The 25,184-nt window shown below is 71.9% G+C and carries 8 protein-coding genes; all 8 read right to left on the reverse strand.

Going from position 1 to position 25,184, the window contains the following annotated elements; translation table 11 throughout:
- Window position 1 precedes the first annotated feature (1 nt).
- The 8 genes from JJJ15_RS04490 to JJJ15_RS04525 all read right to left on the reverse strand — a co-directional run bounded on the left by JJJ15_RS04490 (window position 2) and on the right by JJJ15_RS04525 (window position 25,179).
- Window positions 2-6,001 (reverse strand): Ig-like domain-containing protein, encoded by a 6,000-nt coding sequence (locus tag JJJ15_RS04490; protein WP_200511571.1) that lies wholly within the window; start codon window positions 5,999-6,001, stop codon window positions 2-4.
- Window positions 6,002-6,271: 270 nt separating this feature from the next.
- Window positions 6,272-9,331: a tetratricopeptide repeat protein gene (locus tag JJJ15_RS04495; RefSeq protein WP_200511572.1), complete on the reverse strand. Its 3,060-nt coding sequence runs from the start codon at window positions 9,329-9,331 to the stop codon at window positions 6,272-6,274.
- Window positions 9,332-9,416: 85 nt separating this feature from the next.
- Window positions 9,417-13,514, reverse strand: coding sequence for a tetratricopeptide repeat protein (locus JJJ15_RS04500; RefSeq protein ID WP_200511573.1), 4,098 nt, complete (start codon window positions 13,512-13,514; stop codon window positions 9,417-9,419).
- Between the two features lie 253 nt (window positions 13,515-13,767).
- Window positions 13,768-17,433: a tetratricopeptide repeat protein gene (locus tag JJJ15_RS04505; RefSeq protein ID WP_200511574.1), complete on the reverse strand. Its 3,666-nt coding sequence runs from the start codon at window positions 17,431-17,433 to the stop codon at window positions 13,768-13,770.
- A gap of 372 nt (window positions 17,434-17,805) precedes the next feature.
- Window positions 17,806-18,996 (reverse strand): GTPase domain-containing protein, encoded by a 1,191-nt coding sequence (locus JJJ15_RS04510; protein WP_106109654.1) that lies wholly within the window; start codon window positions 18,994-18,996, stop codon window positions 17,806-17,808.
- Window positions 18,993-19,880 (reverse strand): hypothetical protein, encoded by an 888-nt coding sequence (locus JJJ15_RS04515; RefSeq protein WP_106109655.1) that lies wholly within the window; start codon window positions 19,878-19,880, stop codon window positions 18,993-18,995. Before JJJ15_RS04515 ends, JJJ15_RS04510 begins: the two co-directional genes overlap by 4 nt.
- 31 nt (window positions 19,881-19,911) lie before the next feature.
- A complete protein-coding gene (locus JJJ15_RS13400) occupies window positions 19,912-22,860 on the reverse strand; it encodes a hypothetical protein (RefSeq protein WP_200511575.1) in 2,949 nt (982 codons plus the stop codon).
- Window positions 22,861-22,866: 6 nt separating this feature from the next.
- Complete coding sequence (locus JJJ15_RS04525) at window positions 22,867-25,179, reverse strand: hypothetical protein (protein ID WP_200511576.1); 2,313 nt, start codon at window positions 25,177-25,179, stop codon at window positions 22,867-22,869.
- Between the last annotated feature and the right edge of the window lie 5 nt (window positions 25,180-25,184).

The following is a 25,184-nucleotide window of genomic DNA, read 5'->3' on the forward strand; positions in this document are numbered from 1 at the left end:
GTCATCTGCAGCTAAGGCTGTCAATCATGTTCGCCCACTGGGCTTCTCCATATTTGGTGTCGGCACCGAGCACGCCTATATTCCACTTACCCTCATAGGAGGCGTTTCCGGCCCCGTCAACGGGGATGGAGGCAGAGACTCTGTAGCGACTGAATTCGCCGGAGCAGCTGACCGTGGTATTGGGCGGCCAGTCCGTGAGCCTCAGGCCCACCACGTTGCAGGTCGCTACGGCGCAGTACCCTATGCTCGAGCCCCCGCCGAACTGCCCTGCCGCCTTATAGGTCCCTGCCGAGCGCGCATAGGTCCGGGTCCTGGCCTCCGCGCAGCTGTCGGAAGTCGGCGACTCGCCCTTCTCGGAGGAGTGCTGGACCGCCTTGACGCACAGGCGGACGTAGCCCCCCTCGCCGACGTCCCACGACCTGGACCCTGAGGGGCCCACCGACGCGGACTCATGGCCTGAGAGCACGAAGCTGGTGTCCCGGCCGTTGCCGTTGCCCCCGCTCCAGCTGCAGTCCACACGCGTACCGTTGGCCGCGCAGCTCATGGTGGGGCCGACCGGGGGCCCGAAGGGCGTGACCGTGCCGGCCTCGGTGGGCGTCGAGCAGCTCTGGGTGCCGGTCTTGGCCCCGCAGGCCCGCACCCTGACGCTCGCGGGCTGGCCGTTGGACAGGCCGTTGCCGCTGAGGTTGGACACCGACTGCCAGGCGCCCCCGCCCACGCTCCACTCCAGGGACAGGTCGCTGGTGCGCCAGCCGTTGCCGGCCACCGCCGAGGTGGTCATACTGATCTGGTTGTCGCTGCCGGTGGCCGCCAGGCCCGAGGCGTTGGGGGAGGCGGGCACGCCCACCACCCAGGTGCTGACGCAGGTCTGGGAGGAGGTCCGGGCCGAGGCGTTGGCGCCGTCGTTGGTGGCGGTGACGCAGAAGCTGACCTGGTCCTCGGCGGTGCCCACGCCCTCCAGGGTGGTGGACCGCGAGCCCCCCTGGACCGTGGTGCTGGCGCCGTTGGAGGAGGTCACGGTGTAGTACTCGACGTCCTTGCCGTTGGTGCTGCTCACCGGGCCCCAGCTGACGCGCACCGAGTCCGACCCCGAGGCCGTGCCCAGGCCGGTGGCCTCCGCGGAGACCGTCCCCACCGGGCCGGGGCGGCCGAAGGGGGTCACCGCCACCGACGGGGAGGACCACTCCTGGGACTGGCCCTTGGCGTTCTCGGCCTTGACCACCACCGTGTAGGCGCTGCCGTTGGTCAGGCCCGTGAAGGTGGCGCTGGTGCCGGTGACGCTCTGCTGCTGGCCGCCGGGGGACAGCGCCACCGTGTAGCCCTTGAGGGCCGAGCCCTCGTTGCTCGGGGCCGACCAGGTCACCGAGAGCTCACGGTCGCCGGGCGTGGCCACCGCCTGGGGCACGGTCCCGGGCACCACGTCGATATTGGTGGTCGCCGAGGCGGAGGCCGGGGAGTCGCCCACGGCGTTGCGGGCCACCACGTGGAAGGTGTGGTCCACGCCGTTGGTGCGCCCGGAGAACAGGCAGCTGGTGACCACGCCGCAGTCGGTGGAGTCGCCCTGGGTGTCGTCGTAGAGGGTGAAGCCGGTGACGTCGGCGCCGTTGGCCGGGCCCGCGGTCCAGGAGACCAGGGCCGTGGCCGGGGAGTTGGAGGTGGCGCTCACCGCCGTGGGCGCACCCGGCCTGTCGCGCACGGTCACGGTGACCACGCCCTCGACCTCACGGGTGGGGTCGTCGGTCTTGTCGCCCACGCGGTAGCTGACCGTGGCGGTGCCGTTGGTGCCCGACGGCGGGGTGATGCTCAGGGTGGTCCCGGACACCGAGACCGTCCCCCCGTCGGAGGAGGTGGGTGTGCCCACCAGGTGCAGGGGGGTGTCGGGGAAGGGGTTGGAGGCGTAGGAGGAGACGTCCACGCTCACGGGCCTGCCGGCGTCGGTGGTCACCGAGGCGGCGGAGAGCTGGACAAGGGGCCGGGTGGAGCCCACCACGCTCACCGGCACGCTGGCGGAGGTGCTCGCGCCCCCGGCGTCGGTGACGGTGAGGGTCATGGACCCCGCGCTGCCCCGGGGGGCGTCGGCGGACACGCCCACCGACAGCGAGGAGCCCGACGCCGAGGCGCTGACCGCGGCGGGCACGTCGGACAGGGTGTAGGTCATGGAGGCGGGGTCCTCGCCGTCGGGGTCGGTGACCCACTGGGCCATGGAGACGGCGGGGGAGGTCTCCCCGGCGGCCACCTCCACGCCGGTGGGCGTGACCACGGGGGGCCGGTTCTCACCGGGGGTGACGGTGATGGGCAGGGTCAGCGGGACCACGTTGCCCGCGGGGTCGTTGAGGTCGGCCCCGTCGGTGACCTCGAAGGTCACCGAGGAGGGCCCGGAGTAGTCCGCGGCGGCGCCGAAGGTCAGGGTGGTGGCGTCCTTGACCAGGGACGAGCCGTCCCAGCCGACGGCGGCGCTGACCTTGTCGGGGTCCGTGATCTGGACCTTCTTGCCCGGGGCGGCCAGGACGTAGTCGCCCAGGGGGATGGTAGCGGTGGTGCCGGCCCTGACGGTCACGGCGCCCTTGGTGGCGTCCAGGCGCGGGGCGGTCACGGTGGTGCCGGGCACGTTGACCACCGCCGAGGAGGTCAGGCCGTCGGGGTCGGTCAGGGTGTACAGGACGAAGCGCTGCTGGTCGCGCACCTCCACGACGAGCTTGCCGTCCTGGACGCGCACGCCGTCGTCGGCGGAGGAGATAGTGTCCGCGGCCACGTCCCCGTCGGGGTCCTCGTCGTTGGCCAGCACGTCCACGGGCACCCAGGCCCCGGCGCGCACCTGGTCGGCGGGGACCTCGTCGTCGCGCGCCACGGGCGCGGACAGCGGGGCGGTGGGTGAGACGGTGAGGGTCAGCAGGCCGGTGACCGGGTCGGACCTGCCGTCGGTCACCCCGTACTCCATGGTGTAGGTGCCCGGGGTCGTCGGGGAGCGCAGGGCCACCCGCGAGCCGCGGGCCGCGGGGGCCACGGCCGGGTCCTGGGAGGCGATGAGGCTCTCCACCAGGGACAGGGAGTCGCCGTCGGGGTCGACGTCGTTGGCCAGGACGGGCACGGCCACCGCCACGTCGGGGCGCACGGTGACGGCGTCGGCCACCGCCACGGGGCGCTGGTTGCTGGTGGCGGCCGGGGCCACGCCCACGCGGACCTGCGCGGTGGCGATCTTGCCGAGGCGGTCGCGCACCGTGTAGGTGAACACGTCGGTGCCGACCTTGTTCGGGGCGGCCGTGTAGGCCATCTCGGCGGTGCCCAGCTCCACGGCCCCCAGCCTGGGGCTGGTGCCCAGGCCCATGAGGGTCACGGAGTCCCCCTCGGAGTCGATACCCTCCAGGGGTACGGGGATGGTCACGGTCTCCCCGGCCACGGCCCAGGCGGTGACGTCCTTGGGGTGCGGGGGCGTGTTGCGCTCCTCGTCCATGGCCACCACCGTGACCCGTACCACGGCGGAGGCCACGTTGCCGGCGGTGTCACGCACCGTGTAGATAATGTTGCCGCTGCCGGGCTGGTCCCCGGCGCGGAAGCGCACCTGGTTGCCGGAGGTGAAGGGGGTGCCCATGGCGGGGGCGATCTCGTGCTGGAGGTCCCCGCTGACGCTCATGGTCAGGCCCGCCGGGGAGCGGTCGTTGGCCAGCACCGAGACGGTGCCGATGTCACCGGCGCGCACCACCAGGGTGTCGTCGGTGAGCTCGGGGGGCGCGCTGGCCGAGGCCGCGGGGACGGGGATGACCATGACGTGCCCCTCGGTGGTGCCGTAGGCGTTGGCCACGGTGTAGGTCACCTGGGCCGGGGCGCTCAGGCCGCTGGGGGCGGTGACGCGCAGCAGGTGGTGCTGGAGGAGGGCCGCCACCAGGGGCGAGCCCTCGGGGGTGCGCACGGACTGCACGGAGAGCACGCCCCCGTTGGGGTCCATGTCGTTGTCCAGGACCGCTACCAGGGCCTGGCCCCCGGCGGGCAGGGTGGTGACGTCGTCCATGGCCACCGGCGGCAGCGAGACCGCCGGGTCCACGGCGTCCACCCGGATGAGGCCGTCGGTGGACGAGGGGCCGTCGCTGACGGTGTAGGTCAGGTAGGTGGTCCCCGGGGCCGACGGCGTGACGGTCACCATGCCCAGGTTCTGGTCCACGCTGACGCCCACCCCGGCGGGGGCCTGGCCGACGGAGACCAGGCGCAGGGTGTCGCCGTTGGCGTCGGTGTCGTTGAGCAGCGGCATGACCTGGACGCCCACCCCGGCGGGGGTGATGACGTGGTCGCCGTTGGCCACCGGGGGCACGTTGTCGTTGCCGCGCACGTCCACGCGCAGCACGCCGTCGGTCTCGGCGGTGCCGTCGGAGTAGGTGACGGTCAGGTCGGTGGTGCCGGTGGCGGAGCCCAGGTCACGGACGTTGACGGTGCCGTCGGCCCGCCAGGTGACGTCGAGGTCGGCGGGGAAGGCCACGCCCTTGAGGTAGACGGGGTCGCCGTCGGGGTCGATCCAGTCCCCGGACACGTTGAGGGAGACCTGCGCCCCGCTGGTCAGGGCCAGGGTGGAGGTGCGCAGCTGGGTGGGGCCGTCGTTGACGCTGAAGGGGTGGACGGTCAGGGTGACGGTGGCCTGGTCGGTGTCCTGGCCGTCGTCGAGGGTGTAGGTGAAGGTGGACTCCCCGGTGGCCTGCTCCTGGACCTGCGCCTGGAGGGCCGCTCCCCCGCGGACCTTGCCCACGGTGGCGAAGGAGGGGTCGGCGTCGGGGGTGGCCACCAGGACGTCGCCGTCGGGGTCGGTGTCGTTGGCGACCACCGGCAGGTAGGCGGTGCGCCCGGGGCGCACCCCGAAGGAGTCGTCCACGGCGTCGGGGGGCGTGTTCTCCTCCTTGCGCTCCTGCTGGGCCTCGTCCTGGGTCCGGGTGGAGTCCTCGTCGCTGGTCTCCTCCTTCTCGACGTCGGAGTTGACGGCGTCCCAGTTGTCCACCTGGACCATGTTCCTGTCCGGCAGCCACAGGCCCCCGGACTCGACGTCGTTGAGGACGATGACCTCGCGGTTGACCCGGAAGACGGCCCGGGTGGCGTCGTCGAGGCCGGCCACGGCCATGTCGACGTCGTCCTGGGAGCCCTCGCAGTCGCGCAGGAAGGAGCCCTTGCCGCCCCAGGCGGCGTAGGCGCACCCGGCGTGCTGGGCGGGGCGGGCGGGGGTGCCCCCGGCCAGGGTGGGCGCGACGGTGGTGACCTCGCCCTCCAGGGACACGCGCAGCAGGGCCTGGCTGGTGGACACCAGGACCTCGCCGGCGGCCGGGCCGGGGATCTGGAGGCGCCAGGAGTCGCCGGGCAGGGTGACGGTCCTGCCGCCGGGCAGGACCAAGGTGCCCGAGGCCGTGTCCAGGACCGCGGTGGCCGAGCCGACGGCGCTGACCTCCAGGACGGCCTCGGGGCCCAGGGCGGGCAGGTCGGTCTGGGTGACGTCGTAGGTGGAGCCCGCCGGGGTCAGGGTGCGCAGGGTGCCGGTGCGGGTGGAGGCGACGTGGACCGAGCCGTCGGTGCCCATGGCCAGGACCGCGCCCGGCATGTCGGTGACCAGCGGGCTGGAGGAGGCGGGGTCGAAGCTGGCGTACCGGGAGGCGGGCATGACCCAGACCTGGCCGCTGTCGGGGGCGGCCACGCCCACCGAGCCCCCGCCCAGCTCCATGCGGGCCGAGCCGGTGGCGCTGGAGGCGGTGAGGAGCTCGCTGCGGGCCACGTCCACCTGGGTGTAGGTGTCGGACTCGGTGTCGGAGACGAAGACGTCGGCGGCGGCCTGGTCCACGTCGAAGGAGGCCGAGCCGGCCCGGAACCCGGAGTCCAGGGCCTGGGAGGGGTAGTTGAGGTGGGCCACCAGGCGCATGCCGGCGTTGGTGACCCACACGCCGCCGTCGTGGAGGTCCACCTCGTGGGTGGCGACGCCGGGGTTGAGCAGCACCAGGACCACCGCCGCCGCCGTGAGGACGCTCGTGACCCACACGGTCAGCCTACGTACCGAGAGACGCCGCAACAGCCGACCTTTCCACGGGGACGGGGATCCTCCGGCCGTACGACGCCGCAAGTCACGGAGGAGACGAAAAACGTCGCCGTGAGTATGCCACAGCACCAGGACGCCTCAGGGACCTCGAGGACCTCGGATACAGACAAGTTCTGACCCATGCCCAGGTATTTCAATGTGTTTTGATCACATTATTTTATCTTGAGGCTCTTTGTTACGTAGAAGTAACGTCCCGTTCTCCTCCGCTGGACCTCACAGGCACCTGCGGAAGCGTCGCGAGTGGGTCCGCTCCCTGGCGAAGCACCAGGCGCTCCAGGCGGTGCGCAGTGTTCCCTCGTCCTGCCCGAACTCCTCACGCAGGCCCGGGTAGAGGGCGACGGCGTCCTGGAACGCCTCCTGGACCTCCTCGTAGCGTTCCAGCTTGGCCATCTCGCTGCCCGCGCGGTACAGGCAGACGGCCTGCTGGCGCCCGGTACCCCCCACCTTCCGGTAGAGGTCCAGGGCCTGGCGGAAGGAGGCGGCCGCCTCCTCGTGGCGCCCTGCCGCCCTGAGGGCGACGCCGGTGTCGTACAGGCAGTCCGCCTGGTCCTGCACGGCGCCCGGCAGGTCCCGGTACAGCTCCAGGGACCCCCTCAGGGCGTCCAGGCCCTCCTCGTGGCGCCCCACCGCCACCAGGGCCGTGCCCATGTCGTGCAGGCAGCCTGCGCGCTGGCGCCCGGTCACGAGCAGGTCGGGCGGGCCCTGCCGGGAGGGCTCCGCCTCCTTGTGCCCCTCGTCGGCGCCGGTATCCGGGCGGTCGGCCTGCTCCTGGTCCCCGGGCAGGTCGCGGTAGAGGTCCAGGGCCTGGTGGTAGACCGTCAGCGCCTCCTCGTGGCGGTCCGCGTCGTCCAGCGTCAGGCCGGTGCTGTACAGGCAGTCCGCCTGCTCCTCCTGGGTGTCCGGCAGCTCCCGGTAGAGCCCCAGGGCCTGGCCGAGCCCGGCCAGGGCCTCCTTGTGACGGCCCGTCTCCGCCAGGGCGCTGCCGGTACCGTACAGGCAGCCGGCCTGCTCCGCCCGGGTGTCCGGCAGCTCCCGGTAGAGCCCCAGGGCCTGGCGGTAGGCCTCCAGGGCCTCCTCGTAGCGCCCCACCCGGTCCAGTGCGTCGCCCACGCCGTACAGGCAGTCGGCCTGCTCCGCCTCGCACCCCGGCAGGTCGCGGCAGAGGTCCAGGGCCTGCTGGTAGGCCTCCAGGGCCTGCTGGTAGGCGGTGCGGGCGTCGTCGAACCGGCCCAGGGTGCGCAGGGTGACGCCGACCTGGCCCAGGCAGTCGGCCCGGCAGTGCTCGGCGTCGGACAGGTCGCGGTAGAGCTCCAGGGCCTGACGGAACCTGCTCAGGGCCTCCTCGTAGCGCCCCATGGCGTGCAGGGCCAGGCCGGTGTCGTACAGGCAGTTCGCCTGGTCCTTCTCCGTGCCCTTCATCTGCCGGTAGAGGTCCAGGGCCTGACGGAACCTGCTCAGGGCCTCCTCGTGGCGGCCCTCGGCGCTCAGGGCCACGCCCGACTCGCACAGGGAGTCGGCCTGCTGGTACTGGGTGCCGGGCAGGGAGGGGCAGAGATCCCGGGCGTCCCGGAAGGCCTCACGGGCCCGGGCGTAGCGGCCCGTGGCGTGCAGGGCCTTGCCGATGCCGTTGAGGCACTCGGCCTGGCTCTTCTCCGTGCCCTCCACCTGGCGGTACAGGCCCAGGGCGTCCCGGAAGGAGGCCAGGGCCTCCTCGTGGCGCTCCATGCTCCCCAGGGCCAGGCCGATATTGCGCAGGCAGCCGGCCTGCCGCAACCCGGTGCCCTCCACCTGGGCGTACAGGTCCAGGGCCTGGCGGTAGGCGGCCACCGCCTTCTCGTGGCGCTCCATGCTCCCCAGGGCCAGGCCGGTGTTGTACAGGCAGCTGGCCTGGTCCCTCTGGGTGCCCTCCACCTGGCGGTACAGGCCCAGGGCCTCCTGGAAGGCGATGCAGGCCTCCCCGTAGCGTCCCACCTGCCGCAGGGTGTTACCGGTGCCGTACAGGCACAGGGCCTGGTCCTTCTGGGTACCGTCCACCTGGTGGTACAGGCCCAGGGCGTCCCGGTAGGAGGCCAGGGCCTCCTCGTGGCGGCCCATGGCGTGCAGGGCCAGGCCGGTGCCGTGCAGGCACAGGGCCTGGTCACGCTCGCTGCCCTCCACCTGGCGGTAGAGCTCCAGGGCCTGACGGTAGGCCTCCAGGGCCTCCTCGTGGCGGCCCGTGACACGCAGGGTGTTGCCCGTCTGCCCCAGGCAGTCGGCCTGGTCCTTCTGGGTGCCCTCCACCTGGCGGTAGAGCTCCAGGGCCTTGCGGTAGGCCTCCAGGGCCTCCTCGTGCTTCTCCAGCCCGTGCAGGGCCAGGCCGGTGTTGCGCAGGCACATGCCCTGCTCACGCTCCGTACCGCTCTGGCTGCGGTAGAGCTCCAGGGCCTTGCGGTAGGAGGCCAGCGCCTCCTCGTAACGCCCCACCGTGCGCAGGGCCAGGCCGGTGTTGCGCAGGCACATGCCCTGCTCACGCTCCGTACCGCTCTGGCTGCGGTAGAGCTCCAGGGCCTTGCGGTAGGAGGCCAGCGCCTCCTCGTAACGCCCCAGGCGGCGCAGGGTGTTGCCCGTGTTCTCCAGGCAGATACCCTGCTGGCGCTCGGTGGCCCCCACCTGGAGGTACAGGTCCAGGGCCCGCCGGTAGGCGCTCAGCGCCCGTGCGTAGCGCCCCGCGTCGTCCCAGGTGTTACCGACGTCGACCAGGCAGACGGCCTGGTCCCTCTGGGAGCCCCTGACCCGACGGTAGAGGGACAGGGCGTCCTGGAAGGCGGCCCGGGCCTCCTCCTGACGGCCTACCGTGCGCAGGGCCAGGCCGGTGTTGCGCAGGCACATAGCCTGCTCGCGCCCGGTACCGCTCTGGCTGCGGTAGAGCTCCAGGGCCTGGCGGTAGGAGGCCAGGGCCTCCTCGTAGCGACCCAGGCGGCGCAGGGTGATGCCGGTGATGTTCAGGCAGCCCGCCTGCTCCTTCTCGGTGTCCTCCACCTGGTGGTACAGGCTCAGGGCGTCCCGGAAGGAGGCCAGGGCCTCCTCGGGGCGGCCGGCCTCACGCAGGACCAGGCCCATGCCGTGCAGGCAGTCGGCCTGCCTCCACCTGGTGCCGTGCAGGCCGCGGTAGAGCTCCAGGGCGCTCGTGAGCTCGGCGAGCGCCTCCTCGTGGCGGCCCTCACGCCTGAGGGCGACGCCGGCGTCATACGTCTCGCGCGCGCGCCTGCGTCCCTCCTCATCTTGGCTTGGCATCCTTATCTCCCGCCTATCATAGACAACAATATTTTAACATATGATGCATGTGTCCGGTGTCGGGTAGGGCGTACCCGCGGAGGCCTCACGGCAGGCCCCTGTCCTCGGCGAGGCTCCGGGTGCTCCAGGCGCGGTGCAGGGTGTCGTCGTCCACCCCGGCCTCCTCGCGCAGGCCCGGGTGGAGGCCGACGGCGGCCGCGTAGGTGCTCGAGGCCTCCTCGTAGCGTCCCAGCTCAGCCAGTGCGCCGCCAAGACGGTACAGGCAGGTGCCCTGCTGACGCCCGGTGCCGGCCAGGGTGCCGTAGAGGTCGGCGGCGGCGCGGTAGGAGGCCGCCGCCTCCTCGTAGCACCCTGCCGCCCCCAGGGCGACGCCGGTGTCGTACAAGCAGGCGGCCCGGTCCCCCACGGAGCCGGCGTCGTAGAGCTCCGAGGCCTCCTGGAGGGCGTCCACGGCCTCGGTCAGGCACCCCACCTCCGCCAGGGCCCTGCCCACCTCGTGCAGGCAGCGGGCCTCCTGCGCCTCGGCGCCGCCCAGGGCGCGGTAGGCCCTCAGGGCCCGGCGGTAGGAGACCACGGCCTCCTCGTAGCGCTCCTGCCCCATTAGGAAGCGGGCGGCCTCGTGCAGCTGGTCGGCCTTCTGGCGCCCGGCCCCGGGCTGGTCGGGCTGGGCGGCGTGGTCAGGCTGGGGGACCTGGGCGGCGTGGTCGGCCACCACGTCACCGGCGGGATCCGGGGCCTCGTCCTGCGGACGCCCCAGCGCCTCCAGGCAGTGGCGGATGCCCCTCAGGCAGTCGTCCTGGTCCGTCTCGGTGCCCTCCACCTGGCGGTAGGCCTCCAGGGCCTGGTAGAAGGCCGACAGGGCCTCCTCGTGGCGCTTAAGGGCGTCAAGGGCCCGCCCGGTATTAATGACGCAGTCCGCCTGGTCACGCTCACTGCCCTCCACCTGCCGGTAGGCCTCCAGCGCCTGCTGGTAGGCCTCCAGGGCCTCGGTGTAGCGGCCCAGGCGGCTCAGCAGGACGTTTCCAATGTTGTACAGGCAGTCGCCCTGGGCCCGCGTCGTGCCCTCCAGCTGCCGGTAGGCCTCCAGGGCCTGGTGGTAGGTGGCCAGCGCCTCGGTGTAGCGGCCCACGTCGCCCAGGGCGTTGCCGATGTCGAGCAGGCAGACGGCCTGAGGGCGTGCCGTGCCGGGCAGAGCGCGGTAGGCCTCCAGGGACTGGCGGAAGGCCTCCAGGGCCTTCTCGTGGCGCCCCAGGCCGCGCAGGGCCCGCCCGATACCACCCAGGCAGTCCGCTACGTCCCTCTCAGCGCCCTCCGCCCTGCGGTAGTCCTCCAGGGCCCGGCGGTAGGAGGCCAGGGCCTCCTCGTAGCGGTTCAGGCGGCGCAGGGTGTTGCCCGTGTTCTCCAGGCAGAGCCCCTGGGCCCGCGTCGTGCCCTCCACCTGCCGGTAGGCCTCCAGGGCCTGGCCGTAGAGGTCGACCGCCTCCTCGTAGCGCCCCAGGTCGTCCAGGGCGTTGCCGGTATCGAGCAGGCAGACGGCCTGGGGGCGCTCCGTGCCGGGCACGGCGCGGTAGGCCTCCAGGGCCTGGCAGAAGGCCTTGTGGGACTCCTCATAGCGCCCCAGGCCGCGCAGGGCCCGCCCGATACCACCCAGGCAGTCGGCCAGGTCCCGCGTCGCGCCCTCCGCCTGCTGGTAGGCCTCCAGCGCCTGGCGGTAGGTGGCCAGGGCCTCCTCGTAGCGGTTCAGGCGGCGCAGGGTGTCGCCGGCGTTCCTCAGGCAGGTGCCCTGGACCTGCGTCGTGCCCTCCACCTGGCGGTAGGCCTCCAGGGCCTGGCGGTAGGAGGTCAGGGCGTCCTCGTAGCGCCCCAGGTCGTCCAGGGCGTTGCCGGCATCGAGCAGGCAGAGGGCCTGACGACGTAGCGTGCCGGGCACGGTGCGGTAGAGCTCCAGGGCCTGGCGGTAGGCGCTCAGGGCCTCCTCGTGGCGCTTAAGGGCGTCAAGGGCCCGCCCGATACCACCCAGGCAGTCGGCCTGGTCCCGCTCACTGCCCTCAACCTTGCGGTAGGAGGCCAGCGCCTTACGGTAGGAGGCCAGCGCCTCCTCGTAGCGCCCCAGGCGGCGCAGGGTGTTGCCCGTGTTCTCCAGGCAGATCCCCTGGTCCTCCTGGGTGCCCTCCACCTGGCGGTAGGCCTCCAGGGCCTGGTGGTAGGTGGCCAGCGCCTCCTCGTAGCGACCCACGTCGCCCAGGGCGTTGCCGGTATCGAGTATGCAGACCGCCTGGCTGCGCTCGCTGCCCTCCACCTGGCGGTAGGCCTCCAGGGCCTGGTGGTAGGCGCTCAGGGCCTCCTCGGGGCGGCCCGCCCGGCGCAGGGTGTTACCGGTGTTCCTCAGGCAGATCCCCTGGACCTGCGTCGTGCCCTCCACCTTGCGGTAGGTCTCCAGGGCCTGGTGGTAGGCGGTCAGGGCCTCCTCATAGCGCCCGACGTCGTCCAGGACGTTACCCGTGCTCAGCATGCAGTCGGCCTGGTCGCGCTCACTGTCCTCGGTCAGCCGGTAGGTCTCCAGCGCCTGGCGGTAGGCGGTCAGGGCCTCCTCGGGGCGACCCGCCCGGCGCAGGCAGTTCGCCATGTTCTCCCGGCAGATGGCCTGCTGACGCTCAGTGCCCTTAATCTGCTGGTACAGGTCCAGGCTCTGCTCGTGGGCGGTCACGGCCTCCTGGTAGTGCCTGAGATCCTCCAGGCAGTCACCGATATTGAACAGCACGAGGGCCTGCCGACGCTCGGTCCCCTCCACCTGGCGGTAGGCCTCCAGGGCCTGACGGTAGGCGGTCAGGGCGTCCTGGCAGCGGCCCAGCCCCGTCATGGCCAGGCCACGACCGTACAGGCAGTCGGCCTGCTCCCGCTTGCTTCCCTCCACCCGCCGGTAGGTCTCCAGGGCCTGGCGGTAGGAGGTCATGGCCTCCTCGTAGCGCCTGGCCCGGCGCAGGGTGCCGCCGATGTTGTACAGGCAGTTGGCCTGCTCCCGCGAGGTCCTCCCCACCTGGCGGTACAGCTCCAGGGACTGGCGGTAGGCCTCCACGGCCTCGGCGTACCGGCCGACGTCGTCCAGGGCGTTGGCGGTGCTGTGCAGGCAGTTGGCCTGGTCGAGCTCGGTCCCCGGCAGCTGCCGGTAGATGTCCAGGGCCAGGCTGTAGGGGGCCAGGGCCGCCTCGGGACGCCCGGCACCCGTCATGGCCAGGCCGACGCCGTTCAGGCAGTCGGCCTGGTCCTCCTCGGTGCCCTCCACCTGCCGGTAGAGGCTCAGGGCGTCCTGGTAGGCGAGGCGGGCCTCCTCGTACCGCTGCGAGCGGCGCAGGGCGTTGGCGGCGTTGTACCGGCAGTTGGCCTGGTCCCGCTGCGTGTCACCTACCTGGCGGTACAGCTCCAGGGCCTGCCGGTAGACCTCCAGGGCCTGGCTGTAGCGCCCCGTCGTCTGCAGGGTCAGGCCAATGCCGTAGTGCAGGCAGTTGGCCTGCGCCACGGTGGTGCCGGGCAGGGCGCGGTAGAGCTCCAGGGCCTGGCGGTAGGTCTCCAGGGCCTCCTCGCACCTGCCCGCCTCACGCAGCCTGACACCCTCCTTGCGCAGGGCGTCGGCCCGCTGGCGGTCCGGGCCGGGCCTGCCATTGGTGACCGGGGCGGGACCTGAGGGGAGGGGGCCTGGGGGGACGGCGCCCGGGGTGCCGGGCCCTTGCCCGTCGGTAGCGGACACGGTCCTGCCCATGCCGCGCAGACAGGACCTGTAGTTGTCCTGCCTCAGCTCCCTGGCCCACTTGGGCAGGGCGTCGTAGAGGCGCACGGCCTGCTCGTAGACCGCCCGCGCCTCCTGGCGCCTGCCCAGTGCGATCAAGGTCTCACCGGTGCCGTGCAGGCAGTCAGCGTACTCGTCCTTGGCGTAACCGAGGTCACGGTAGATGTTCACGGCCTGCTGGTAGGCGGCCAGGGCCTCCTCGTAGCGTCTCATGGCACGCAGGGTCTGGCCGATCCTGAACAGGCAGCTGGCAGGCTTCCAACCGGTGTCGGAGGTCTCACGGTAGATGCTCAAGGCACTTCTGAGCTCGGCAAGCGCCTCCTCGTACTGCTCGCCGTGCAGGAACTTCGTTCCTGCGTCGAAGTGCTTCTTCGCACGCCCCTCGTCCTTGTGCGCCATTCCTGCCTCCTGCCTCGCGTGATCCGTCGTGTGTGCGTACCTGGCGCGCCCGCCGTGAGACAGTTCTGGGTTCAGTGGCTCTCCGCCGTTGGGGAGGGGCGGGGCCGACGCGTGGGTGCCAGCTCCGAGCCTAGGAGGCCGAAGGGCCCAAGGGCGTGATCCACACGCCCTTGGGCCCGGTGATAGGACACGATGTCGGCGGTAACAGGCCGCTGGCGTGACCCGCGCCCCAGGTAAGGGGCGTCCGCGCAGGTCAGCCCTGGCGCGTGCGCCCGGGGGCGTCGCCGTCCTCGGTGAGGCGCCGGGTGCTCCAGGCGGCGCGCAGGTCCTCGGCGTCGGCCTGCCCGACCTCCTCGCACAGACCCGGGCAGAGATCCTCCGCCCCCTGGAAGGCTGCCGGGGCCTCCTCGTAGCGCCCCACCTCCACCAGGGCCAGGCCGGTGCTGTGCAGGCAGGCGGCCTGCTGGCGGCTGGTGTCCGGCAGGCTGCGGTAGAGCTCGACGGCGTCCTGGTAGGCGGTCAGGGCATCCTCGTGACGCCCCGCCACGCCCAGGACCACGCCCGTGTCGTACAGGCACCCGGCCTGCTCCGCCACGGTGCCACTCAGCGTGCGGTACAGGCCCAGGGACTTACCCAGGGCGGCCAGGGCCTCCTCGTAGCGCCCCGTCTGCGCCAGGGTGGTACCCAGCTCGTGCAGGCAGCCGGCCCTCTCCGCCACGGTGCTCTCCCCCCGGTAGTCCTCCAGGGCCTGGCGGTAGGCGGCCACGGCCTCCTGGTCGCGCCTCAGCTCCACCAGGAGGGTGCCGATGCGGAAGTGGCAGACGGCCCTCACCTTGCGCGCCTGGTCACCCTGCCCGCCAAGATCCAGGATCTGCCGGAGAGCGGTCAGGGCCTCCTCGTAGCGCCTCGTCACCCACTGGGCGATGTCCGCGCAGCGCAGGAGGCACTCGGCCTGCTCCTCCTGGGTGCCGGGCAGGCTGCGGTAGAGGCTCAGGGCCTGACGGTAGACCGTCTGCGCCTCCTGGAACTGACCCGCCTCACTGAGGCAGTCGGCAGCAGCCTGCAGGCACCAGGCCTGGTCCGACTGGGTGTCAGGCAGGCTGCGGTAGAGCTCCAGGGCGTCGTGGAGGACGGTGCGGGCCTCCTCGTAGCGCCCCAGCTTCCTCAGGGCCAGAGCGGTACCGCGCAGGCAGTCGGCCTGGTCCGACTGGGTGCCGTCCAGGGAGCGGTAGAGCTCCAGGGCGTCGCGCAGGACCGCCAGCACCTCCTCGTGGCGCCCCGCCCGCAGCAGGCTGAGGGCGGCCATGTGCAGGCAGTGGGCCTGCTCCTCCTCGCACCCCTCCACCTGCCGGTAGGTCTCCCGGGCCTGGCGGTAGGCCTCCGCGGCCTCCTGGTACCTGTCGAGGTCGTCCAGGACGCTACCGGTATCACCCAGGCACTCAGCCTGCTCCTCCCGGGTGCCCTCCACCTGCTGGTAGAGGCCCAGGGACTGCCGCAGGCAGGTCAGGGCCTCCTCGTGGCGCCCCAGCTTCCCCAGGGCCATACCGGTACCGCGCAGGCAGTCGGCCTGGTCCCGCTCGCTGCCCGCTACCTGGCGGTAGAGGTCCAGGGACTGCTCGAACCGGGTCAGGGCCTCCTGGTAGCGCCCCTCCCGGTGCAGGACGTGACCGATGTTCTCCAGGCAGACACCCTGCAGCCGCTGGGTGCCACTGACCTGGCGGTAGGCGTCCAGGGCCTGGAAGTAGGCGTCCGCAGCCTCCTGGTCCTGCCCCAGCGCCCCCAGGACCAGGCCGATGCTGTTGAGGCACTCGGCCTGGCCCACCTTGGTGCCCTCCTGACGGTAGGCGTCCAGGGCCTGGCCGTAGACGGCCAGGGCCTCCTGGTACCGTCCCGCCCTGCGCAGGACCAGGGCCTGGTCACGCAGGGAGTCGGCCCGCTGCTGCGCGACGCCGGAGGACGTAACGCCCTCTGACGATGGGGCAGGTGGAGCGGGCGGGGCAGGTGGAGCGGGGGCGGGCGGGGCTGACGGGGCGGGGGCGGTGTCCTGGGTCCCGCCCTGGCCCAGCGCACGCAGGGCGCGGTCGATCCCCGCCTGGCAGTCGGCCTGGTCCTTCTCGGTGCCCTCCACCTGACGGTAGGTCTCCAGGGCCTGGTGGTAGGAGGCCAGCGCCTCGGTGTAGCGGCTCATGCGGCACAGGGTGTTACCCGTGTTCTCCAGGCAGACCCCCTGGTTTCGCGTCGCATCCTCCATCTGGCGGTAGACCTCCAGGGCCTGGCCGTAGGTGTCCACGGCCTCGGCGTAGCGCCCCAGGTTGTCCAGCGTGTTGCCAATGTCAAGCAGGCAACCAGCCTGGCTGCGCGCTGTCCCGGGCACGCTGCGGTAGGCCTCCAGGGCCTGGCGGAAGTTGTCCAGCGCCTCCTCATAGCGCTTGAGGCCGCGCAGGGCCGTCCCGGTACTGCCCAGGCAGTCGGCCTGGTCCTCCGTGGTGCCACTCACCTGCCGGTAGAGGCCGAGGGCGTCCTGATAGGCCTCGCGGCTCTCCTCGAGGCGCCCCGCCAGGGACAGGGTCTTACCGGTGTTGTACAGGCAGTTGGCCTGGTCCTTCTGGCTGCCCTCCACCTGCCGGTAGATCTCCAGGGCCTGGCGGTAGACCTCCAGGGCCTGGCTGTAGTGCCCCGTCGTCTGCAGGGTCAGGCCAATGCCGTAGTGCAGGCAGTCGGCCTGGTCCTCCGCGGTGCCGCCAATGCCTCGGTAGGCCTCCAGGGCCTGCCGGAAGGCGTCCAGCGCCTCCTCGTGACGCCCTTCCCTGCGCAGGGCGAGAGCGTCGTTGCGCAGGGAGTCGGCCTGCTGGCGCGTGGTGCCGGACGACGGGACACCCCCTGACGGTACGCCGGACGGTGCGGCGGCCCCCGGCGCAGCACTGGCTGGCGCGGCGGTCCCTGGCGCGGAACCGCTCGACGCCGGCCCGGCACTGGCGGGCGCGGCGGCCCCGTCCCGGCCCAGCGCACGCAGGGCGCGGTCGATCCCCGCCTGGCAGTCGGCCTGGTCCTTCTCGGTGCCCTCCACCTGCCGGTAGATCTCCAGGGCCTGACGATAGGAGTCCAGCGCCTCAGCGTAATGACTTTCCTGGAGCAGGGAATCGCCAGTACTATAGTGGGAACTGGCCTGCTTCTTACTGATGTCAGACCGGTAAGGCCACAGATGCTGCGCCAGCCGGTAGGCGGCAGCAGCCTCCGTATAACGCCCTAGTGCGCACAGGGTGGCACTCGCGTCACTCAGACAGTAAGCTCGCTCCTTCTTGTAGTACTTGGAGCCTTTGTAGTCACGGTAAGTATTTGCAGCCTGCTGATAAGCGGTCACGGCCTCCTCGTAGCGCCCTAGCGCACGCAGCACATCGCCGACGTCACTCAGGCCGCTAGCCCGCCGCGTTTCGAAGCTCTTCTCCTTGCGCCAGTAGTCCAGGGCCTGCTGAAAAGCGGACAGGGCCTCCTCGTGCTGCCCCATTTCGTACAGAGCCTCACCAGTTTTTTTCATGAGTTGGCCCCGCTCGTAGTCCGAGTCGGACACCAATGCACCCTGCCGGTACTCCGCTATGGCCTCCTCGTATCGTTTCATGTCACGCAGGGAGTCGCCAGCTCCCTCCAGACAGTCTGCCCGTCGAAAATCGAAATCGCACACGTCCGCACCCTGTCGGTACGCCTTGAGGGCCTCCTCGTACCTCCCTAGCTTACGTAGAACCCCACCAATATCCTCCAGGCAACAAGACTGCTCGAACTCGTCACCCAGGCTGCGATATATACTGAGAGCCTCCTTATACGCGGCAAGCGCCTCAGCATACTTACTTTTCCACTTAAGTTCAAAGCCCTCATCGCACTTCTTCTTTGCGCGCCTGCGCTCTTTCCTGTCCTGACGTGACATTTTTATCTCCCGTCTACCTCAGACAAACACAACCTGACACGATCTCTCACAGACCCCTCCTGAGACGTCGCAGGTGGGCACCGCGGCGAGCACGGCCCTCAGACGCGCCGCGAGCAACGCCCTCAGACGGCGGACCTGGTCCTGGTCATCCTGCCAGTAGTACATTCCTATAACCCCCTAGCTGTCGATTACCTGCTGACAGTGTGCCCGCCCAGCACCCGAGCCCCGCGGGCCGCGGGACCGCCGTTCCAGGCGTCGCCTATCCACCCGATGAAGTCACCCGGGACCGCCGGCCGCCGCAGGCCACCGGCCCGGGCCCTGCCCGCGCACCCGGATCCCTTGGTGCCGTGCCCCTCCGCGGCCTAGAACTGCCTAGAACAGGTACCCCGCCTGGGCCATGCCCCACAGGATCGGGTCCAGGACCCTGAAGGGGGAGACGCCCCGCAGGGTCAGCTGCTGGTTGTGCTCCGGCGTCTCACCCAGGGCCGAGACCGCGAAGTGCCGCAGTTCGCCGATCTTGTGGCTCTGGTGCGCCTGCTCGGCCAGGAGCACCACACTGTTCTGCCCGAGCTCCTGATACAGGGTGCGCAGCTCGGCGTCGAGGAGCTCGGAGTCGCGGTCCAGGGCCTTGACCGCCTCGCGCGGTGGCAGGGCGGCACGGGCCATGGTGTCGTCCTGGTTGATCTGGGACCCGGGGTTGGCCAGGGGCAGTGCCAGGGGGTTATTGGCCTGCGGGAGCTGCTGCAGGGAGTCGAACTTGGAGATGGTCAGGGCCATGGGCGCCTTGCTCCTCTCCATCTGGTTGAGGACATTGGCGAGCACCTTCTCCGCGGGCGCGCCCAGGCGCTTGGGATCCACGTCCGGGATAATGCCGGACAGGACCTGGCGGACGCCGTTCAGGCGCAGCGGGTCGAACAGGAAGACCACGAGATCCGCCCGGCTGAAGAAGGAGAAGGCCTTGGACCGCCCCACGATCTTCTCCAGGTCCTCCCCCGCCGCGTCACGGATGACCAGGAAGAGCCTTCCCAGGGGCCCGCCGGACATGTCCCAGATCAGCGGGTCGCGCTGGTAGGCGCCACCGGCACTGACCGGAGGTGTGCCCCTCATGGTGATGTTCTCGTCGAACAGGGGCTTGTAGTACTCACGGTTGTAGACGTCCAGGGTGCCCTGCGTGTAGGGGCTCACCGTGCAGGCCCGGGACTGGGCGTAGCGTGTGAGCGACTGCATGCCGACCCCGATGTACACCGACTTGCCGGCGCCGCGCGCACCCGCCACCGCCACGGTGAAGGCGCGGGAGCTCCGCCAGCCCGCGGGGATGTCGTAGTGGCAGGTGGGGCAGATCTCCTGGGTGCACCGGCTCTGGCAGCGACGGCAGGGGACCGAGGAGGGCAGGACCTTGATCTCACCGGTCAGGGAGGCCCGGTACCAGGGTGTTAGGAGCACGTTCGTCCCGGCGTACTCGGAGGCCACCGGGTCACTGGTCTGGGGGCAGGTGCCCGTGCAGCGGAAGACGACCTGGTCGTCGGGCAGCGGCGTGAAGCACGAGGGGCAGGCGGTGGTCATGCGGGGACTCCATTCGTGTCTGCGGGGTGGCTGACCCACTCCAGGAGCGGGGTGAGTGTGCTGAACGTGTGCTGCGTGAACGCCGTGTCCTCACGGCGCAGCTCGTGCCACACCTCCTTGGTGGGCACGAAGACCTGCCCGGCGGGCAGGATCTCAGCGAGCTCCGGGGAGCCGATGACCAGGCTCTCGCCGTCGCCGTCCAGCAGCGGCATGTCGGTCACGACGACGGTGCGTCCCCTCCCCCGGAGCCGGGAACCGCCCACGTAGCCCACCCCGTGTGCCAGCGCCCCGCCGGCCCCCTCCCGGACCACCGCCGGGGGCGTGGCACCCAGGGTGGCGTAGACGTCGTCGAGCCACCGGGTCAGCGCCTCGACCTCCCGGGCGTGGCGGCGCATGGAGGAGGAGTCGTCCAGGAGCACCGTGCCCACGGTGGGACGCAGAACCCGTCCGTTCTCCTCACAGCGCCTGACGCACCACCCGCCCAGGCTGAGGGCGACCTGCCCCTCCGCGCCGGGTACGAGGACCAGCCCCCGCTCGGTACGACGCAGCTGGACCAGGGGCGCCTCCACCTGCCCGGTCACCGGCAGGCCGCGCAGGAGGTAGCCGGCTCCCCCGCCGGCGTCCACCGAGAGGTCCACGACGCAGTCCGCCGGGAAGGGCTCACGGCTCACGGTGAGTGCCCGGATAGTGACCGGCTTGTCCGGGGCGACGGCGCCCACGGGGAACGCGAGCGTGTCGCGGGCCGCCCCGAGGTACTTGGGCGTGGTGGTGGTACCCGTGGCCGCCACGGTGGCGGGGACCTTGCTGACGAGGGTCAGGGTGAGGGCGGAGCGCCCCGTGACCGGGAGCTCGTCCCACTCACCGTAGGAATGGATACTGGACATGAACTACGACCTCTCCTTGTAGTACCCGGCCTCAGCGGCCGCCGAAGAACCTGCCGCTGAGCTTCTTCCTGAGGCCCGACGCAGGCATAATGTGCTTCCTGACCCACTTCTCCGCGTCGGGGTCGCCGGGGAGCCCGGAGAGCACGGTCGCCACGAACCTGTTACCGGAGTCCTCGTCAAAGCCGCACACCCACGCGCGGCACAACGCCAGCACCAGCTCGTCCTGGGAGTGCAGGAGGTGGTGGGAGGCGGTCTCCACCTCGGTCAGGGCCTCCCGCTCGGCCTGCTGGTCCTGGTGCCTGGAGCCGCCCATGAGCCAGTAGAGCCGGACCACGGCCCCCGCGACGAGGACGGAGTCGACGTCCTCCCCGTCGACCAGGAAGGCGTTCGTCTCCTCCAGGCGTCCCGCGAGCAGCCCCAGACGCTCCTGGGCCAGCACGGTCATCTCCGGGCGCAGGCCCTCCAGGCGCACCGCCTGGTCGTTCCACAGCACCAGCAGGAGGACCGCGAGCGCCCGGTCGCAGACGTCCTGCTGGTAGGGGGTGAGCCGCACCGACTCCGGGGAGGGGGGCGCGGGCGGGCGGGGCGGGTCACCCGGGTAGCGGATGTCCTGCCGGGCGGGCGGGGCCTGGGTCCAGGGGTCCGGGCCCCACACGCCGTACGGGTCGGGCCCGATGTCGCCGTCCTGGGGGGCCGGGTCCTGCACGCCCTCCGGGACGGGCGGGGCGGCGTCGGGCACGGCCTCGGGCTGGACCACCTCCGGCTGGGGGGCGTCCGGCGGCCCGCCGCCACCGGGGGCCGGCCAGGCGGGCCGCCCGGCCACGGCCTGGGGGGCCCACATGCCCTGGGAGGTCAGCAGGGACTGCAGCGCCACCAGGATATTGCCCGCCAGGCAGCACGCCACGCTGGTCTCCAGGCCGCTGGCCAGGGGGACCTGCCGGGAGAGCGTCAGCAGCGCGGCGGCGGTCCCCTGGCTCATTGCCTCCAGGGGGGTGACGCTGAGCTGCTCGAGGGAGTGCTGCTTGACCCGCATGAGCCACTGGGCGGCCTCCTGGGCCCCCTCCCCCTGGGGGTCGCGGGCCAGTACCCGGCTCACCAGCACGACCCTGTCGGCGCACAGCGGCGTCATCGCCAGCGCCTGACGTGGGGTGCAGACGGCGACCAGGGAGTCCACCACCGTGGGGTCCAGGTGGAAGCGGCGGGACAGGGCCCCCAGGAAGGCCAGGACCGTCTCGACGTCGGTCCCCGGGGCCCCCACCAGGAAGGCCAGCGCCACCTCGGCGCCCAGGGCCGGTCCGAGCGTCCTGGGGCCGTCGGCGGCGAGCCAGGCGGCGACCTGCCTGTCCAGGCGGGGCAGTACCGGGACGTCCTCCACGGGGACCACCAGCAGGTCCTCCACGAGGACGCGGATGGCGTCCATGAGGTCCGGGGCCGGACTGAGGCTCAGGACCTGGCCCCGCAGCAGCGGGTTCCCGGGACCCACCAGGCTCTGGGCGGAGTCAATGACCAGGCGCGTTGTGTCCGCCTCCCCCAGGACCACGCCGTCACGGGTCAGCCGGTCGGCCAGGAGGAGGTGGGTGATGGGCGTGTCACCGACGGTGCGCTCAGCGGTCCTGACCAGGAGCCTCAGCCTCATGTCCCGGCCCGGCTCGGGCTCCGTGGTCCAGCTGCGCAGCCAGTACGTCACCGTGGCGGAGGCCTGACGGGTGTCGTCCAGCAGCCAGCCGCTGTCCGCGACCGCGCTGTCCAGGTACTTGTTCACCAGCCCGGAGACCACGCCGCCCACGGGCGTCCCGAGCGGGACGGCGTCCAGCTTGGCGTACCAGCTCGCCGGGTCGGTGTCCGAGGAGTCCAGGAAGCGCTCAGTCAGCAGGCCGGTCAGGTAGGGGTTCTGGGCCAGGGCGGCCGGCTGGCAGGTCATGAGCTCACGGTCGACGTCGGTTATGACGTTGATCACGTCTGAGAACAGGCCTGGTTCGCTGGCCTCGGCCATGGCCAGGGGCCAGGCCGGGGTGAGCTCACGGTGGTCCTCCAGGAGGCTGAGGACGGTCTCCAGGCCCTCCTGGCCTGTGACCCACCTCGCCATGCTGGAGGTCATGGCCGCCACGAGCTTGCCCCAGGTGCCCTGCGGGGCGGACGTGGGAGGGCTGTCCGGGTTAATGACGACCAGGCCGGGGCGCGCCTCGACCGCCTCCAGCTCCGCCAGGGGGACGCAGGCCAGGTCGGTGGGGGAGGCCATGACCGCGTCCACCTCCGTCATGGTCCCGGCCGTCTCCAGGGTGGAGAAGCCCAGGTAGCACCCGGTCAGCGGGGCGCAGCAGCGTTGCAGGGCCGCGACCCACAGGGCCGCCTCGTCGGTGGAGCGCACACCCAGCAGGACGGTGGTGTCCGGGGCGGGGCGGGGCGGGCCGGGCACGCGGGAGGCCAGGACCGGCTCCAGGGCGTCGGCGAGCGCGGTCAGGACGGCGCCGCGCCTCTCCTGGAGGACGAACTCGGTCACGGCGTCCATGGTGGTGACCTCGCCGGGGACCAGGTCCTGGGGCGGTGGCAGGACGGCGTCGCGCACGGCCTGCGCCCCGAAGGGCGTGACCCACCCCGGGCTGCGCCACAGGTCCGTGGTCCGCAGGGACGGCGCGGCCTGCCGGGGCAGCAGGAGGACGTGGGTCATGGAGTTGGTGCGCCCGGTGGAGTCCGTACCCGCGGGGGCGGTGTGGACCAGGACGGTACCGGAGGAGGAGGGCACCTGACGCAGGCGTCGGTCCGCGGCCGCCACCTGCTCGGGGGTGGGGTACCCCGGCAGCGGGCGGGTGCCGCTCAGGCCCGGGTCGATCAGGCTGCGCAGCCAGTCGGCCTCGGCCTCGTCCATGCCGGGGGTGGTGGCCATGGTCTGCCAGCCGCTGAGCTCCTGGCCGTCCACCACCCGGTCCACGTTGGTGTAGAGCAGCTGCTCCACCGAGGGCGTGCTGTTGTAGGTGGTCATGACGTCTCACCGCTTCCGTAGGAGGCTGAGGGGCGGGTCGGTGAGCGCGTAGCACTCCAGGGCGTGGCCGTGCCCCTCGGTACCGGCCACGGCCGGGCGGGCGTTGACCAGCAGGCGCACGTAGCCGGGCCCCAGGTCCTTGTGGTCGAACCACATGCTCATGGGCACCCCGTGAGGCGGCAGCAGGACCGCGGTGTGGGTCTCCTGACCCCCGTCCTTGGTGGGTCGCTCCAGGTAGAGGGGGACCGGCTGGCCGTCCCCGGCGTGGAGGGGGAAGTGGTCCGGGTTGTAGACCAGGCTCATGCCGACGGCGTCGTCCTGGCGGGTGATACCGACCTGGGACACGACCTCGACCTCCACCAGGGCGCCGAACAGGGTCACCTTCTTCATGAGCGGCCACTTGAGCGTGTACCGGTACCTCCACAGGGGCGGCGCCTCCAGGCTGACCGGGGCCGAGGTGATCTGCTGGCCCCCGTGGTAGGTCAGGGAGTTGAGGTAGACCGTGCTGCCCTCCGCCGGCAGGCCGCCGGGGACCATGCACCCGCCGTCGGTGCGGTACCGGTCCTGGTTGACGCTGACCAGCGGCGGGACGTCGGGGTCGAAGGGCTGGTCGACCGGCAGGGCCCGCAGCTCCACGGAGGTCGCGTCACCGGGCCAGGTGAAGGTCACCAGGTCCCAGGAGCCCCGGCGTCTCAGGGTGGCGTTGCGGATGCCGCCGGCCCGCTTGAGCTGTACCGGGGTGCCAATGGTGGAGGTGCCGTCCTCGTGCCTGGTCACGGGGGTGAGGTAGCAGGTGTCCCACTGGCTGCCCTCGGGCCAGACGACCTTCTCCAGGGTCCGCAGCTGGCGGTTGGGGTCCTCGGTGGCGCTCAGGCCCGCGGCGCTGGTGATGACGTCGGACTCCTTCAGGCCGGCGGACTCCAGCTGGCTCGTGGCCAGGGTGCCCTGCGCCAGCGCCGCGGCGTCCACCGGGGAGTCGGTGCGGTAGACGACGACGTCGGACAGGGGGTTCTGGGTCCAGGTGACGCTCAGGAGGGTGCCGCGCACACCCTCGGCGCCCTGTGCCTGCTGGTGGGCGCTCAGGTCGGTGACCGCCTCACGGACGAGCTCAGGGGTGATGTGCGCCACCTGCGGGGCGGAGGTGTAGGTCTGCCCGGACACGGTGACCTCGACGGCGGCCACGTAGGTGTGCTTCCTGCCGCCGACAAGGCCGTCACTGTCCTGGAACCCGGCCCCGTTGTTGGGGATCTGGCAGGAGAGCCAGGCCATGCCGCGCAGGTAGCGCCCCACGGGCTTGTCCACGGGGAGCCGGGCGGTGAGGACCGTGACCTGGCCGTCCGCGGGCGCCGTGGGCGGGTTCCACCTGCCCTCCACGGCCCGGGTCATGGTGTCGAAGGAGAGGGTCCACCCCTGCAGGGGGTGGACGACGACGGCGCTGGCCACCCGCCGCCCCTGCCCCAGGACGCTGGTCTTGGAGGAGGGGCGCGTGTACCCCCACACAGTGACGAACCGGACGGCGGTGGTGGGTGGTGTGGTGTCCCGGGCCTCCAGGTCCTCGGTGACCGCCACCTGCTCGAAGTCGTCGGGGACGTAGGGGTCCTCGGTGTCCGAGACGACCACCCGGTAGACCTCGTCCTCCCCGGGGTCCTCCCAGCGGTACAGGAGCGTGCCGTCCACCCGCTGCACGGTCACGGCGTGGTGCGTGCCGCCATCGACACCGACCTGGTCGCGGTCCGGCCGGGAGTAGTCGAAGTCCGGGAACACCCACGCCGGTGCGGGCTGCGGGGCCTCGGGTGCCGGCTCGGGCAGGGCGGCCGGGGCGGGCACCGCGGGCCCGGTCACCGGCGCGGGCCCGTCCACGGGGCGCGCCTGCGGGGCCTGTGGAGCCGGAGCCGCCTGGGGCGGGGCCGGTTGGGCCGGTGGCGCCGGGGTCGGGGCCGCCGCCTCCTGGCGGGGCGGGGGCACCTGGGCAGGTGGGGGCGTCCCCTGTCGCGACGCCGGGGACTCCGCAGCCGGGGGCTCCGCGGCCGGGGAGCTGGCGGCCGGGGGCTCGGCGGACGGGGAGGCCTGGGGGGCGCCGAAACGCTGGTTGAGCATGTCGGCCAGCGGGACGGCCACCCTGTCCCTCAGGCCCGCGTCCCCGTCCAGGGCGACCCGCGCAATGGTGTCGGGCGAGAAGGCCAGGTGCTCCCCCTGCTTGTCAGCCGTGGAGTAGATCGTCTTCCAGCTGGAGGGCTTGAGCCGCTCGCGCGCCTCGTCGGGGGCGGTGGACAGCCACTTGGTGACCGCCATCGTGAAGTCGAAGAAGGAGAAGGTCATTACGG

Origin of the sequence: Actinomyces sp. HMT897 (genome assembly GCF_016626125.1) — a bacterium.
GTDB lineage: Bacteria > Actinomycetota > Actinomycetes > Actinomycetales > Actinomycetaceae > Actinomyces.

Coding starts and splice junctions, on each gene's coding strand:
- JJJ15_RS04495 (WP_200511572.1), bottom strand. CDS start 9,331: ATGCCAAGCCAAGATGAGGAGGGACGCAGGCGCGCGCGCGAGACGTAT.
- JJJ15_RS04500 (WP_200511573.1), bottom strand. CDS start 13,514: ATGGCGCACAAGGACGAGGGGCGTGCGAAGAAGCACTTCGACGCAGGA.
- JJJ15_RS04505 (WP_200511574.1), bottom strand. CDS start 17,433: ATGTCACGTCAGGACAGGAAAGAGCGCAGGCGCGCAAAGAAGAAGTGC.
- JJJ15_RS04510 (WP_106109654.1), bottom strand. CDS start 18,996: ATGACCACCGCCTGCCCCTCGTGCTTCACGCCGCTGCCCGACGACCAG.
- JJJ15_RS04515 (WP_106109655.1), bottom strand. CDS start 19,880: ATGTCCAGTATCCATTCCTACGGTGAGTGGGACGAGCTCCCGGTCACG.
- JJJ15_RS13400 (WP_200511575.1), bottom strand. CDS start 22,860: ATGACCACCTACAACAGCACGCCCTCGGTGGAGCAGCTGCTCTACACC.
- JJJ15_RS04525 (WP_200511576.1), bottom strand. CDS start 25,179: ATGACCTTCTCCTTCTTCGACTTCACGATGGCGGTCACCAAGTGGCTG.